Source organism: Streptococcus pluranimalium, assembly GCF_047785705.1.
Lineage (GTDB): Bacteria > Bacillota > Bacilli > Lactobacillales > Streptococcaceae > Streptococcus > Streptococcus pluranimalium_A.
Genome location: NZ_JBLOJV010000034.1, coordinates 1 through 15,012 on the forward strand (window position 1 = coordinate 1; position 15,012 = coordinate 15,012).

The window sequence follows — 15,012 nt, forward strand, 5'->3', positions numbered from 1 at the left end:
TTCTAATAACAGTATACCTGAGGAGTGAGAGGATGACTAGATACCTCGTTATTGGGCGGTTACCTTTGATTTATCTTTTTTGAAAAATGTTGTTTTAACGATAGCATCTAAATGGTGCTCTTTTTTTGTATTTAGCAATAGATTAGATGGTCTCAAAAGGATTAAAAAATGTAATGAACGGATTAAAAAGGTACGTTCATTATCAAAAATAGTCCATTCATTAGATTTGTCCTTTCTTTTGTGGCATTAGTGATATACTTTTTTGTGTAAGGACGAGGTAAGACTAAACCGAGTCAAAATAAATGCTTAACGAAAGGGAAATGATATGTTTAAATTCAATTTGATTCAATTTAAAAAAGGAGAGTTGTAATGCTAAGACAAATTATTTATAGGATCCACCCCAGAGATGGGTGTCAATGATAAGAATCTTTAAAAGAATTATAGAATTAGAGAGGAAAAATAAAACTTATGAATCGTAGATTACCAAAACATCAAAATATTTGGTCTTCACCAGATGATATTGCCAAACGAATCAGGATTCCTAAAGGACGGCTCCCTGGAGGAATAAAAAATCAATCGCAGTAGTAATAAATGATTAGGAGAAATCACATGTCAAAACGTACAAATAAGAACAGCAAACAAGCCACACTTCGTGTCGGTAAATTTAAAGCTAGCGTTGGCTATGGTAACGCAAGTCTGTAAAAAAGATTAGGAGAAATCACATGTCAAAACGTACAAAAAAGAACAGCAAACAAGCCACACTTCGTGTCGGTAAATTTAAAGCTAGCGTTGGCTATGGTAACGCAAGTCTGTAAAAAAGATTAGGAGAAATCACATGCCAAAACGTACAAATAAGAACAGCAAACAAGCCACACTTCGTGTTGATAAATTTAAAGCTAGCGTTGGCTATGGTAACGCAAGTCTGTAAAAAAGATTAGGAGAAATCACATGCCAAAACGTACAAAGAAGAACAGCAAACAAGCCACACTTCGTGTTGATAAATTTAAAGCTAGCGTTGGCTACGGTAGCGCAAGTCTATGATAATTAGTTGAAATTAATTACTGTGGATAGCACTGTAAGCATTATTGCTATTAACAGTGCTATCAATAGTATAAGGTTTAACAACAGAGATAAACCTTATACTATTGATATAAATAATTTAGGAGGTTTGTGATGAACAAATTATTAGTGATATTTAAGTCAATTATTGGGCGTAAAGATGTTAAAATTTTATTTTCTTTTTCTCTGCTCCCTGTTATTACTCCATTTTTAATGGGAAATCAAGAATTGGAAACATTGACATTTTCAGATTTTACTTCAAGCCTTTTCTCGTTTTTTGCTGGGGCAATTGATACGCAATACAAGTTGATTATTCCAACTTTAATTATGGGATTTATTGTCTGTTCGGTGTTTAGAGAGGAGATAGATTCTAAAGTCATGTTTCTGTATAAAGATATTAGTAGGGACACTATTTACAATTTAAAAATTACAAGTCTTTTAATGGTATATGGATTATATTTATTGATTTCATTGGCTACAAGCGCGATAGCTTATTTTGGAGTTATTGGTCCTATATGGGAAGTTCCAACAAAGGTGTTACCTGAAATAGATGGTGTTTTTTCTAGTAATTTGTTGTCTATTCTATCAACAGTTGTTTTAAATATTATTACTATCTTATTGATTTCATCATTATCTTTAAGAAAAGGGACCTTACCTTCCGTTTTATTAGGTGTTTTATTCACTTTATGTTCAATACTAGGAGAGATGCTTAATTGGCTGAGTCCAATTTTTCCTAACGGATATGTGAAGTCGTTAGGAGTACTACCATTTAGTACAGCAGCTTGTATGATTGTATTGCTTTCTTTAATCTATTCTGGGGTTCCTTATGTATTAGGCATGATGACATTTAGAACAATTGAGTACTAGGAGATGGCTATAATATCATGAAGGATTTAAGATTAGAGTCAGTTGTATTTTCAATATTCTTAATTATTTTAGCTTCGATAAGTTATAATTTGGGGTTATCTGCCTTATTGTTACCAACTTTAAGGAATATTTCAAATGCCTATTTGTATATTTTATGCCTATCGATGCCTATAGGATTTGTTGTTATACCAAATGTTATCTCTAAAAGATATAAACTTTTTGATCATACAGATTATTCATTTGATTTGAAATCTAGTATCATTTTAGCATTATTTATCATATTGTTAGATACAGTCTATTTTAAATCGTCTTCCCCTCTTCATCACCTAATCATTGCAACTTGTGAGGAGTATTTATTTAGATATATCATTCTAAATATTCTAGATAAGAGCATGACAAAATACCAGTCGATAGTTGTTAATTCACTCTTATTTTCACTAATTCTACATCTCAACTATAGTTTTATTGATAATTTGCTCTTTCGATTTCCACTGTCTTTACTACTCTGTATGATATCTAAAAAATACGGATTAAAATATTCGATTGCTACTCATTGGCTATATAACTTAGTGGTTTCAAAATTTATGTTTTAAAGGAGTCTATAATAATGTTTATAACTATTTTTTCAGTAATTTTCTATCTTTCTATAACTATCTTGGGAGTCCACTCTCTTACTCAAATGTCAGCATTATCTTATATTGTGCTAATTTATTTAGTTCCACCAATTTATAATTTTTTAGTTTTGAAATGTCAAAAACGTAAGAGAATGTTTCTTAGTTTAGTATTGCCATCATTAGCTTCTATCTTTTATGGTTTTTTATCATGGGTAACAGAGGTTAATGGAACATGGATGACATTTGTAGAAAGGAATACTATTTCATCACCAAACTTTTCATTAGAAATCGAGCCTAATGGATTTGATATGACTCAGATTATTTTTATCACTATAGTATATTTTGGACTTGCGTTTGGACAATACTATTTCATAAATCGTAAAAACAAAGAAGTTAAAGGAGAGATGTATGCTTAATATCACAAATATTTCAAAGAAATTTCCAGGTAATGAGTTTTACTCGTTAAGAGATATTTCATTGGAAATTCAAGAGGGAGAGATTGTTGGATTAATTGGAAAAAATGGAGCAGGGAAGTCCACGTTGATGAAATTAATTGCAAAATCTTTAAAACCATCTTCAGGAATTATGGAATATAAAGGAATTGATATCAATAGTAGAGATAATGTGCTTGATGACTTTGGTATTATGATTGATCCAGTATTCTTTCCAGAAATGACAGTTATAGATAATTTAAAATTTTATCTTAAACTCCATAATAAAGAGAATCTATATGGGAATATTGAGACAACATTGAGATTAGTCGAATTATGGGATGCAAGAAATAGAAAACCCAAGGGTTTTTCGTTTGGAATGAAACAAAGAACGGCTCTTGCGATTGCACTTGTATCAGAACCCAATTTCCTTATCTTAGACGAACCTTTTGTTGGTTTAGATCCGATTGGAGTAAAAAAATTAATTAATATTTTGAAAAAATGGTCAAGTGAACGACAAATTTCTATGCTTATTTCGAGTCATCAATTGAGTGAACTCGAAGAACTATGCGGACGATATATTTATTTAGAAGATGGGAAGCTTGCCAATAGTTTCGATAGTATGTCACATTCACATATCATGATTCATCTAGATAGAAAAAAAGAAATTGATCTTTTACTTCCAATGCAATCAGAAAATATTGGTTTAGTGAATAATATATTGGAAATTTCTACAAGTATTGACAATAAATCTTTGAATCAATTATTTAAAGTTTTAGGAGAAAATCAATTAGTCGATGGAATAGCCATTAAAGAGAATCAATTAAGAGAAATTTTTACGGAGGAAATCATTGAATGAAAAACAATGTCATCTCAGCGATATTTCGAACTATTATAAATAGAAAAGAAACAAAGATTTTTCTGATGTTTAGTTTGTATCCGTTAATATTTTTAATCGCCACTTTATTTCCTGATTCAAATTTTATGCAAATCTCAGTTGAAAAGGGATCGACACTATCATTAATAGAGTTATTTAATCTTTTATTAGGATCGATAAATGCGTTAACCCTACCCTTAATTGCTTTATATTATTTAACCTATATGGTTTTCAAAAATGAATTTGATGATTCTACAATGTTTTTATACAAAGATATTAATAGATCTGAAATTTTTAAGGCCAAATTATGGAGTTTATGTGGAATTGTAGTCATTTTTTTATCACTTAGTTTTTTATCTACAGTATTTGCTAACTATATTGGAGCTGTTCGTATGCCGTACGGTTCAACGAGTATTTTACCTAATGATACCAATATCATTTTTTCAATTATTATTGCCATAATAAACACTTCTCTAGATTATATGATGTCAATTTTTATAGCGATGATGATGTCCTTTTATTTTAAAAAAGGGACTACGGTAGTCAGTGCGATAGTTATAGGGGTCGTTACTGAAATTTTGGCACTTATTGGTGGTGTTTGGGGATTAATCTACCCCACAGGTTATACTAGTCTGGCTTTTGAAGGACGTCCCTTGATAGCTTTTATCGGTTCAATTAGCATTACCCTATTTTATATGTCCTCAATGTATGTAATAGGCGTTAAAAATTTTAAGAATTTGGAGTTTTAGAATGAAATATAAATCAATTTTTCATATGTTATTCCAATTTTTAAATAAAAGTCAGTTTATTTTAGGGATTTTTTTAAGTGTTATCGGGACAATATTATCATTGTTTTTACCACAGTTAATTGGACAATTAATCAGTGCTGAATTTCTTCAAAGTATTATTTCAAATCCGGATTACTTAATGGCAATGATCATTTTTTTGGTGCTCACTTATGGCATTCAAGCTAGTGCTAGTTATATTATTGGTTCATGTGGAAGTCAATCTTTAAATAAGATTCAAAAATATACTTATAGTTCCCTGCTAAAAGCATCAGTTAGAGAGTTAGATGATCATTCCTCAGGAGATTTAGCTAGTCGATTAACGAACGATATGTCTATTGTATTGAACTTTATCACAGTAGTATTGCCTAATTTTATGTTAAATGTAGTTATTATTATCGGCTCTATTTACTTTCTACTGAAGATTAGTTTACCACTGACATTAATGAGTTTGTCTTTATTTCCTGTGTTACTATTGGTAGTAGTCCCCATTAATCATAAAATGGAGGCTTATTATACGGATTATCAAGAGGGATTGGGAGCCATTTCGAGTCGTATTAGTCATAGATTTAATCATATTAGACTAATGAAAGCATTTAATGGAGAAGATAGTGAGCAGAGAGCCATGTCTTATACGTTTGATAGATTAACTAATCATTTTAAAAAAATTATTGGGCTATCATCTATCCAGAATACTCTAGTTAATGGTCTGATGATGAGTTTTATGATATTACTTTTAGTTGTAGCCGGTATGGAAGTGTCTAAAGGTAGTATGACGATGAGTACTTTAATGACATTTATGTTATATATGACTCAGCTGATTGATCCAGTCACTGATATTTCGGAATCTATGACAGAGCTAACAGAGTTTAATAGTGTTTCAAATCGTTTAATAGACATTTTGAATCTTGAAAAAGAGGACACTCAAACAGCAGAGAAGGCACTTGTTGGGTCAAATATTGTTATTAACAATGTTAATTTTGCCTATGATCAAGAAAATGTTTTGAATGGTCTATCAGTAAGTGTTGAATCAGGACAGCACGTTGCCATTGTCGGTCCAAGTGGATCAGGGAAGTCTACCATCTTCTCCTTATTGATGACATACTATCAAGATTATGATGGGGAAATTACCATTGGGAATAGCAATCTCTCAACACTATCGAAAGAGCAAGTTAGAAATATGATCGCTTACATTCCCCAGGATAATACGCTCTTTCATGGCAGTATTAAAGATAATTTGCTTTATGGAAAAAATCAATCCGTATCTGAAGAACGTCTCCACGAGGTTCTAAAGGAACTTGGTTTGACCAAGGTGGTAAATGATTTAGAAAAGGGTTTAGATACTGAGATTTCTGATAGTGGTACAGGATTGTCTGAAGGTCAGAAACAGAGATTCAATATTGCAAGAGCTTTGCTATTAGAGCATCCCATCTATCTACTTGATGAGGTTACAGCTAGCTTAGATAGTGTTACAGAACGCCTTATCAGTAAAGCAATTGATAAACTAACAGCAGGAAAAACGCGTTTAACCATCGCTCATAGATTACATACGGTCAAAAAAGCTGATGCGATATTAGTTTTAGACAAGGGCGGGCAAGTCGTCGATTTTGGAACTCATCATCAATTGATGGGTAGAAATAAATTATACAATGACTTTTTAACAGGCTTGCAACAAGCTAGCTAATACCAAAGGAGGAAATGATAGCCTCATATCACTGGCTTTGTAATGTGATGAGCACTATCAACTATGGCAAATGATAACCGATCCCTAATAAACACCGCTTGAGTTTGGGCGGTATTTTTGTTATAATAGAAAAAATTTCGAACATTCAAAAAAATAATTAGATGATGATTGTCCTAAATGCTGATGGTTTGCTATCAATGAGTTGTCATTTAGACCTAGCATTTTGCTTAAAGAAAGAGGTTTTATGTTACATTTTGAAAATGATTATAATGAAGGCGTTCACCCAAAACTCTTGCAGGCTCTGATAGACACTAATACCATCAATCAGTCTGGTTATGGTTTGGATGATTACACGGCTCAAGCCATTGACAAGATCCTTCAAGCCATCGACTGTCCTCACGCCCAAATTCAACTATTAGCAGGTGGCACACAGACCAATCAGATTGCGATTGCTAGTCTGCTCAAGTCCTATGAGGGTGTTTTGTCAGCAGATACTGGTCATATTGCGACACATGAGGCTGGTGCGATTGAGTTTGTTGGTCACAAGGTCTTGACCCTTCCTCATCATCAGGGAAAACTGAGTGCCAAGCAGGTTGACCAATATCTCAAGGATTTTTACCAAGACGAAGCCTACGAGCACATGGTCTTTCCAGGAATGGTCTATGTGACCCATCCGACAGAGTATGGGACGCTTTATCGCAAAGAAGAGCTAGCAGCCTTAGCTGACGTTTGCCGTCGCTATGAGATCCCGCTCTTTCTTGACGGTGCTCGTCTAGGTTATGGTTTAGCATCTAAAGATAGCGATGTGACCTTAAAAGATATTGCTGATTATTGTGACGTTTTTTATATCGGTGGGACCAAGCTAGGAGCGATGATTGGTGAGGCATTGATCTATACCAAAAACAACATGCCCAAGCATTTTCCAGCCATTGTCAAGCAGCATGGAGCACTCTTAGCCAAAGGTCGTTTTATTGGTCTGCAGTTTGCACAATTCTTTACAGATGACTTGTACTTGAAGATTGGAGAGCAGGCTTTAAGCCTAGCTGAGCAACTAAAAGCTTTATTAAAAAACAAGGGCTACCGCTTTTATATCGAAAGCCCAACCAATCAACAGTTCGTGATTATGGAAAACACTCAGCTACAAAACCTTCGCGACAAAGTCGTCCTTAGCCCCTGGGAAAAGTATGATGAACATCACACAGTCGTTCGCTTTGCGACCAGCTGGTCAACCACTCAAGAAGATATAGATGCCTTAGAGGCTCTTTTGTAACACGCTTTCCAAAAAAAGACAGGTCTTTGACTTATCACATTGAGGAGAAGCAAACCCCAAAAAGGTGTTGAGCCACAGCTCAACACCTTTTTGGGTTTATATGATTGGTAGACTAGGACGGTGACGATCAATCAGGGAGATTTGATAGGTTTCAAACATCAATAGGGCAATATCGTTGCTTTGGTGACTCTTGGTTCAATCCAAAGCAAGTCGCCTCATCTAGGCTACCCTTTGGTGGGCTTAATAATCCTATTGGTTTTAATAGCCTACCGTCCTAAGCGGCTTACCAACTGGCTTTTTTGATGCCAGGGATTTGCCCTTTATGGGCTAATTGACGGAAATTGATACGGCTGACACCGAATTTACGCATGTAAGCGTGCGGACGACCATCGATGCGGTCACGGTTTTTCAAACGGTTAGGGTTTGAGTCACGTGGTAATTTTCGAAGGGCTTCATAGTCCCCTTTTTCTTTTAGTTCACGACGAAGATCAGCGTACTGTTCGATCAATTTGAGTTGCTTTTCAAAGCGAGCAATTTTAGATTTTTTTGCCATGATGCCTCCTTTTAATATTTAACTGGTTAACTATTAAAGTTTATCAAAAAAGTCAAAAAGTAGCAAGAGAAAATAATGACTTTTTGACAAATCAGTAATGTAATGCACCTGCAACCCAGCCAGAGCAAAGGGCAGAGGTAATGTTAAAGCCACCTGTATGGGCATTGATGTCCAAGACCTCACCCGCAAAATGCAGTCCAGCGACTTTTTTACTTTCTAGGGTTTTAGGATTGATTTCCTTGAGGTCAACGCCTCCTTTTGTCACAAAGGACTTGGCCAAGGTCATCTTACCAGTGACCGGAATTTTGGTGCTTTTGAGCTTATCAATCAGCTGTTCAATCTGCTTGGGATCCATCTGTTTGATTTTTTCGGGGAATCCTTCGGATAAAAAATCAGCTAGACGCTCAGGTATCAGTCCTTTTAGCCCATTTTTGATGGATTTGTCACGGTTATCGCTTAGGTACTGACTAATCTCTTCTCGCGTCAATTTGGGAAGGACATCAAGTGATAGGATTTCGCCACCACGGACAAAGGAGGACATGCGTAGAGCGGCAGGGCCAGAGAGGCCAAAGTGGGTGAAGAGCAGGTCGTGGGTGATGATGTGCTTGTCATAAGACAGGGTGATGTCATCGAGAGAAATGCCTTGTAGGGGCTTGTGGGGAAAGTCGGTCAAAAGGGGGCTTTCAGCCGCTTCGATGTCAGTCACTTCCAGTTTGAAATGACGGGCGATGTCGTGTCCAAATCCTGTTGACCCTGTTGAGGGGTAGGCTTTGCCGCCAGTTGTCACAATCAACTGGTTGCAGCTAAACTGCTCATTAGCCGATTTGATGATAAAGAGATCGTCCTTTTTCTTGACGGAAATGACCTCGCATTGGGTCTTGATTTGTCCTTTGAGTTCAAGGATTTTATTTTCTAGGGCTTGGATAATGGTGCGGGATTTATCCGTTGTTGGGAACATCCGCCCGTGGTCTTCCTCTTTGAGTTTAACCCCATTGTCTTCAAAAAAGGCGATGATATCATGGTTGTCAAATTGAGAAAAGACACTATAGAGAAAGCGACCGTTACCAGGGATGCCTTCTATCAAGTCTTCGAGGCTACCACTGTTGGTCACGTTACAGCGTCCACCGCCAGTTCCGGCTAATTTTTTACCCAAGCGGCGATTTTTTTCTAAAAGTAAGGTTTTTTTACCGTGGAAGCTCGCTGAGATGGTTGCCATCATGCCAGCAGGGCCACCACCGATAATAATGGTGTCAAAATGTGTCATAGTGTTATTGTAACACATGTTCATCGTGAAAAGACGAGATAAGGGCTTTTTAGGGGTCTTTTTTTGAGACCTAAATTGACATCAAAAGGTCTTTGTGATACTATTTTGATAAGTAAAACAGTAAAAGAGGGTCAGATGGCTATTGAAAAGACAGTCAGTGAATTAGCTGAAATTTTAGGCGTCAGTCGTCAAGCAATTAATAATCGTATCAAAACACTTCCAGAAGAAGATATTGACAAAAATGATAAGGGCGTGACGGTTGTTAATCGCAATGGGCTAATCAAGCTGGAAGAAATTTATAAAAAAACGATTTTTGAGGATGATCCTATTGATGAAGAGACGAAGCAACGTGAAGTCTTAGAACTCTTGATTGATGAGAAAAACTCTGAGATTACGCGTCTCTACGAGCAGTTGAAGGCTAAAGATGTTCAGATTGCTGCCAAGGATGAGCAGATGCGTGTTAAGGATGTGCAAATCGCTGAAAAAGACAAGCAAATTGATCAGCAACAACAGCTAACCCTGACCGCCATGCAGGATAAGGAAAATCTGAAGTTGGAACTTGAAGAAGCTAAAGAAGCGGCGCATCAGGCTCGCAGCCAGGCACAAGAAATCCAAGAAAAGCACGAAGAAGCGGTTAACCACGGATTTTTCTTTCGTGTCTTTCATAAGAAAAAAAAGTGAGAGCCATTGAAGGCTCTTTTTTAAGAGATAAGTGAGGTTACGATGGAACATTTAGAAGACTATGTCGCTTTTGATTTGGAATTTAACACCGTCAATCATGTGAGCCATATCATTCAACTATCGGCTGTTAAATATGCTGCTCATGAGGAGGTCGCTCATTTTGATAGCTATGTTTATAGCGAGGTACCGCTGCAAAGTTTTATCAGTGGGCTGACAGGCATTACGTCTGAGAAGATTGCAAGTGCTCCCCGCCTAGAGACTGTACTTGCTGATTTTGCAGCCTTTGTCAATGAGACGCCCTTGATTGGTTACAATGCGCATCAGTCAGATTTGCCGATTTTGGCTGAAAATGGTTTGGACCTAGCCTCTCTTTATGCCCTAGATGTTTACGATGAGGCTTTTGAGCGTAGAAGTAGCGATTTAAATGGCATCACCAACCTCAAATTACAGACAGTCGCAACCTTTTTAGGGGTTAAGGGCAAGGGGCATAATAGCCTAGAAGATGCACGCATGACAGCTCTTGTCTACGAAAAATTGTTAGAGTTTGATAGTAACAAATCTTTTTTAGATCAACAAGAAGAAAGTCACGGAGACAATCCCTTCGCTACTCTAGGTGGCTTGTTTGATTGACAAGAAGTTGATACTATAGCCTTTTGAATTAACTTTGATACATCGTCGCTTTCAACTTGCCGTACTCCAGTACTGCCTGCGTCTCAGTTCCTTGTCTAAAAGTTAATTCATTTGACTATATTATACAGACGTGATAGTCGCTACTATGAGATGATCAAAAATAGTACAAAAACCTTCTCCAAGTGGAGAAGGTTTTTGTGAATACAGGTTCTAAAATGGTAATTTGTTAGCGAATGCGCCCATTGTTTTTTGAGTGGCTGCATCAATTTGACCAAGGGCGTCGTTGATAGCCTGTACGGTCATGTCTTGAAGGGTTTCGATGTCTTCAGGATCAACCACAGCTTCAGCGAAAGTGATAGTGGTTAGTTTTTTATCGCCTGAAAACTCAGCGACAACCAAGTCTTGAGCTGACTTGCCAGTAAAAATAGTAGCAGCAAGCTCTTCTTGTTTTTGCTCCATTTGCTTTTGGAGCTTTTGAGCCTGTTTCATCATGTTTTGCATATTCATCATCGTTGTGTAATCTCCTTTGTTGCTAGTTTTTTTGGATAGTTGATTTTAGTTGGATTGCTATATGGGGCAAAGGTAAAATTGACGTTTATAGAGGCATTTCAACACTCTATCCTTTTGAGGGTTAAAGCGTGTTAGTTGTTGCCAGCCTTTATGACTGGTTACCTTTTTATTGTACCATGTTTTTGGGGGATATTAAATGCTCTTTTGATTCATTCTTGGCAAATATCCTATCTCACAGCATCGGCACTTCAAGTGAGGCCTTTTCTAGGTCGATGGTTAGGTGATAGTCGCTATTATCTCGAACGGTGTGCTCAAAGTCAGTGGTGTAGAGGATGACACGGAGTTTATCTCCTGCCTTGAGATGGTAAATGGTTGGTTGCAAGGTCAGTGAGATGGTCATCCAGTCATCAGGAGTGACCTCCTCAACGCTGAGGAGATCGTGACGATTCTGGAGGTTGAGGTGTCCTTTTGAGATGACACGGTAGGGTTCTTCTTTAAAGGGCAACTCTCTAAGGGTCTCCATCTGAAAGCATCTGCCATTGTCTACGGACAAGCTGAGGTTTTCTGGGATAGCCTGTAGGTACTTTTTAGAGCCAAAGTCAAGGACTTGAGCTGATAAGAGTCCCTTATCGATACTTGATTTGACGCTTAGCTTGAGCGTCATAGCACCATTGATCGCAAGATCCTTAGCAAGATCGAGGTCAATCGTGATGGCCTTGGCCTTATCGTTATATAAGTCAACTTTAAAGCTATTAAAGTCTTTGCCATAGCGTGTGAAGTCGTCATCCAAATAGCGATTGGCAATCTTTTTTTGCCCAAATCCCAGTGAGAATGTCTCGACCTGCTCACCACCAAAATCATCAAGAGCTTTCCACATCTGCTCAGTCTGATTATCCTGCCAAATAACCCTCGGCAACGCAAAGGCCGTCTCCTGCCCTAGCATGAGCTGACTGAGTAAGGCGTTCATGCTTTCTCTAAAGTCGATAGACTGCCAAGCGTTCATGTAAACATGAGCCCCATGATGGAGAAAGAGATGCTTAGAGACAGTAGCAGGCAACGCATTGAACATCTGGTAGACATGGATGGGTTTAACATTCCAGTCTTGAGTGCCGTGGGTAAAGACCATGCGAGCCTTGACCTTGTCGGCATGGATAACATAATGACGATCATGCCAAAATTGATTGTAGTCACCAGTCTCTTGAGAGGCAGCCTTACCTTGTTCCTTGAGCAGTTTTTCATACCGCATGTTTTGGCGAAGATAGTCACCCGCGGCTAAGTTTCTCGAATAAGTAAAAGCAGTCAAGGTGTCCAAATCCTCACCAGGAAAGCCACCAGGACTGGTCACCAGACCATTTTCACGATAGTAGTTGTACCACGATGAGATGCCAGCTTCAGCAATAACCACTTCAAGCCCATCAACACCAGTAGTGGCTAAGGCATTTGACATGGTTCCTAGATAAGACAGGCCTGTTGTTGCGACCTTACCAGAAGCCCAAGTCGCCTTGATGTGACGCTTACGGTCACGACTGATAAAGGCACGGGCCCGACCATTCAGCCAGTCGATAACTGCCTTGTAGGCTTGGACCTGCTGATAGTCACCAGTCGTCATGAAACCATCGGATTGGATGGTTCCGATACCTGAGACATAGACATTGGCAAAACCACGTGCCAGCATATAGTCATTGAGACTGTAGCTATTCGTATAGAGAAAAGTTTCTTGCGTGTCGCTCACTTCTTGAGCGGGGCTATCAGAGCTTAGAACGGTGATCTCACGATTCTCAACAGAGATCTGTCTGACTTCTTTTTTGAGGAGTTCTCTCTCCATCTTGTGGGTCAAACGCTCACTAGCTGGCTCATTCACGCCTTGATGATAGGGACTGGCAGTCATCATGACAGGCAGTTGATGCTTGGTTTTAGGACGGATGATTGAGACCTTGACCAGATCAATCTCTCCATCATGATCAGTATCAACACCTGACTCGACATAGACCACCTCTCGGATAAGATCAGTCGTGTCAAACGTTGCCAAGCTCTTCCCATTAAAATAGTGATAGTCATTGGTCACAGGGATTAACCCCTTAGCGACCAGACTATCGATCAAGCTGTTGCCAGACTTAGTCCGACAAGCTAGCAGATGATAGAGAGCCACCAGGCCTTGCTCAAACCTCACCGGAAAGCCAATCTCATCACTAAAAGCCATCACATCGGTAAAATCAAGGTTTGGGACAAATCCAAGCAGTTGAAGAGCGATGGTATTGAAGACGGCTTTGGTGAGCAAATGTCCTTCCTTAAAAAAAGTCAGAAGATCGGTCTCAAAATCAGCAATCATCAGTGACAGCGCATAGTCAGTGTCTTGAAATTGGAGCGATAATACCTTGCGGGTGAAGCTCTCCATATGAGCTGTCAAGCTGACATCAGCAGACACCTCAAACCCTAGGGCAGTCAACTCTAAAATAGCCTCGTCAGCCTGAGTGGGAATGTAGCTGTATTGATTATAGTGCATATCAGTCTCCTTAAGTAAACGTTTTTATCGCGAAATAGGCTTTACTTTATCCATTATACTTGATAAAATGGTGAATGTCGAAAAAAGAAAACATCACATCTTCGAAAGGAAATCAAAACACATGGACGTGACATGGACTGTAAAGTATATCACAGAATTTCTTGGAACAGCCTTTCTCATCATTCTTGGGAACGGGGCTGTTGCCAACGTTGAACTCAAAGGCACAAAAGGGCATGCTAGTGGCTGGCTGACCATTGCGATTGGCTATGGCATGGGGGTTATGATCCCAGCTCTGATGTTTGGTAATGTCTCTGGCAACCACATCAACCCTGCCTTCACCCTTGGCTTGGCCGTATCAGGCTATTTCCCTTGGGCTCAAGTCCTCCCCTACATCATCGCCCAAATCCTGGGAGCTATGGCAGGTCAGGCTGTTGTCGTGGCGGCTTATCGCCCTTACTATCTAGCGACAGACAATCCCAGTCATATTTTAGGGTCTTTTGCGACGATTTCCTCACTGGACACGCAAGCCGTTGACACCCGTAAGGGTGCCAAAATCAATGGCTTTATCAACGAGTTTTTTGGCTCTTTTGTCCTCTTCATGGGAGCTCTAGCCATGACCAAGCATTACTTTGGCGCTGAGGTAGCTCAGTTTGCGACCAAACAAGGCCTAGACGTGTCAGAGATCACAGCCAAAGTCCAACTTGGTGCTCACCTCAATGCCGGACAAGCCGTATCCCACATGGCGCTAGGCTTTCTCGTCATGGCCTTGGTGACAGGCCTCGGAGGGCCAACAGGCCCAGCCCTCAACCCAGCGCGTGACTTTGGCCCACGTCTCCTACACCACCTCCTACCAAAAACAGTACTTGGTCAGCATAAAGCCGACTCCAGATGGTGGTATGCCTGGGTACCAGTAGTCGCACCCATCCTTGCCAGCATCCTGGCAGTAGCCCTTTACAAACTCATCTACGCTTAAATAACCGATCCCTTTGGAAGCCTTTTCCAAGGGGATTTTTTGAGCCATCCTCTAGCTCTAGTCAAGCTAAAAATGAATGAAAGAGATGACCTCCTAAAGTTACTTTTTCCCTTATCCAAACAAGCCTTAAAAACCGCTAAAAACCCCGCCAAATCAAGCAAAATACTTGACAAAATGGGGGGGGGGGGGGGTAAAATAGAAGATGACACAAACTATACTTTTGTTGTCCACTGTTTTTAGACAGTGACTCATGCTCGCCAAGTCTCAAACCTAGACCTGATGACAAGATGCCTTGATAACACTTGGGGTTA

14 protein-coding genes are annotated in these 15,012 nt (G+C 38.9%); 10 read left to right on the plus strand and 4 right to left on the minus strand.

Annotation, left to right across the window (positions count from 1 at the left end):
- Positions 1 to 1,173 precede the first annotated feature (1,173 nt).
- The 7 genes from ACMZ6Z_RS07695 (at position 1,174) to ACMZ6Z_RS07725 (ending at position 7,587) form a co-directional block, all read left to right on the plus strand.
- Positions 1,174 to 1,926: an amino acid transporter gene (locus ACMZ6Z_RS07695; RefSeq protein WP_416131985.1), complete on the plus strand. Its 753-nt coding sequence runs from the start codon at positions 1,174 to 1,176 to the stop codon at positions 1,924 to 1,926.
- A gap of 164 nt (positions 1,927 to 2,090) precedes the next feature.
- On the plus strand, positions 2,091 to 2,519 hold the full coding sequence (locus ACMZ6Z_RS07700; protein WP_416131998.1) for a CPBP family intramembrane glutamic endopeptidase: 429 nt from the start codon (positions 2,091 to 2,093) through the stop codon (positions 2,517 to 2,519).
- A gap of 14 nt (positions 2,520 to 2,533) precedes the next feature.
- Positions 2,534 to 2,956, plus strand: coding sequence for an Msa family membrane protein (locus ACMZ6Z_RS07705; RefSeq protein WP_416131986.1), 423 nt, complete (start codon positions 2,534 to 2,536; stop codon positions 2,954 to 2,956).
- The gene (locus ACMZ6Z_RS07710; protein ID WP_416131987.1) at positions 2,949 to 3,830 is read left to right on the plus strand and encodes an ABC transporter ATP-binding protein; all 882 of its coding nucleotides are present in this window, start codon (positions 2,949 to 2,951) and stop codon (positions 3,828 to 3,830) included. The genes ACMZ6Z_RS07705 and ACMZ6Z_RS07710 overlap by 8 nt, the downstream gene beginning before the upstream one ends.
- A complete protein-coding gene (locus tag ACMZ6Z_RS07715) occupies positions 3,827 to 4,597 on the plus strand; it encodes a hypothetical protein (RefSeq protein WP_416131988.1) in 771 nt (256 codons plus the stop codon). The genes ACMZ6Z_RS07710 and ACMZ6Z_RS07715 overlap by 4 nt, the downstream gene beginning before the upstream one ends.
- 1 nt (position 4,598) lies before the next feature.
- Positions 4,599 to 6,317: an ABC transporter ATP-binding protein gene (locus ACMZ6Z_RS07720; protein ID WP_416131989.1), complete on the plus strand. Its 1,719-nt coding sequence runs from the start codon at positions 4,599 to 4,601 to the stop codon at positions 6,315 to 6,317.
- Positions 6,318 to 6,561: 244 nt separating this feature from the next.
- Positions 6,562 to 7,587, plus strand: a complete 1,026-nt coding sequence (locus tag ACMZ6Z_RS07725) for a threonine aldolase family protein (protein WP_416131990.1) — start codon at positions 6,562 to 6,564, stop codon at positions 7,585 to 7,587.
- 283 nt (positions 7,588 to 7,870) lie between these two features.
- On the opposite strand, the gene rpsN is transcribed toward ACMZ6Z_RS07725, so the two are convergent.
- Together rpsN and ACMZ6Z_RS07735 are read right to left on the minus strand one after the other, a co-directional pair.
- Positions 7,871 to 8,140 (minus strand): 30S ribosomal protein S14, encoded by a 270-nt coding sequence (rpsN, locus tag ACMZ6Z_RS07730; RefSeq protein ID WP_416131991.1) that lies wholly within the window; start codon positions 8,138 to 8,140, stop codon positions 7,871 to 7,873.
- 91 nt (positions 8,141 to 8,231) lie between these two features.
- Entirely contained in the window at positions 8,232 to 9,404 is a 1,173-nt protein-coding gene (locus tag ACMZ6Z_RS07735) for an NAD(P)/FAD-dependent oxidoreductase (RefSeq protein WP_416131992.1), read from the minus strand.
- Positions 9,405 to 9,539: 135 nt separating this feature from the next.
- On the opposite strand from ACMZ6Z_RS07735, the gene ACMZ6Z_RS07740 reads away from it, so the two are divergent.
- Together ACMZ6Z_RS07740 and ACMZ6Z_RS07745 are read left to right on the plus strand one after the other, a co-directional pair.
- Positions 9,540 to 10,085, plus strand: coding sequence for a DUF536 domain-containing protein (locus tag ACMZ6Z_RS07740; protein WP_416131993.1), 546 nt, complete (start codon positions 9,540 to 9,542; stop codon positions 10,083 to 10,085).
- A gap of 42 nt (positions 10,086 to 10,127) precedes the next feature.
- Positions 10,128 to 10,715 (plus strand): 3'-5' exonuclease, encoded by a 588-nt coding sequence (locus ACMZ6Z_RS07745; RefSeq protein ID WP_416131994.1) that lies wholly within the window; start codon positions 10,128 to 10,130, stop codon positions 10,713 to 10,715.
- 210 nt (positions 10,716 to 10,925) lie between these two features.
- On the opposite strand, the gene ACMZ6Z_RS07750 is transcribed toward ACMZ6Z_RS07745, so the two are convergent.
- Positions 10,926 to 11,225 carry a YbaB/EbfC family nucleoid-associated protein gene (locus tag ACMZ6Z_RS07750; RefSeq protein WP_416131995.1) on the minus strand — a complete coding sequence of 100 codons (300 nt, stop codon included), beginning with the start codon at positions 11,223 to 11,225 and terminating at the stop codon, positions 10,926 to 10,928.
- Between the two features lie 232 nt (positions 11,226 to 11,457).
- Positions 11,458 to 13,728: a Xaa-Pro dipeptidyl-peptidase gene (locus ACMZ6Z_RS07755; RefSeq protein ID WP_416131996.1), complete on the minus strand. Its 2,271-nt coding sequence runs from the start codon at positions 13,726 to 13,728 to the stop codon at positions 11,458 to 11,460.
- A 121-nt stretch (positions 13,729 to 13,849) separates the two neighbouring features.
- On the opposite strand from ACMZ6Z_RS07755, the gene gla reads away from it, so the two are divergent.
- Positions 13,850 to 14,701 (plus strand): aquaglyceroporin Gla, encoded by an 852-nt coding sequence (gla, locus tag ACMZ6Z_RS07760; protein WP_416131997.1) that lies wholly within the window; start codon positions 13,850 to 13,852, stop codon positions 14,699 to 14,701.
- Positions 14,702 to 15,012: the final 311 nt, after the last annotated feature.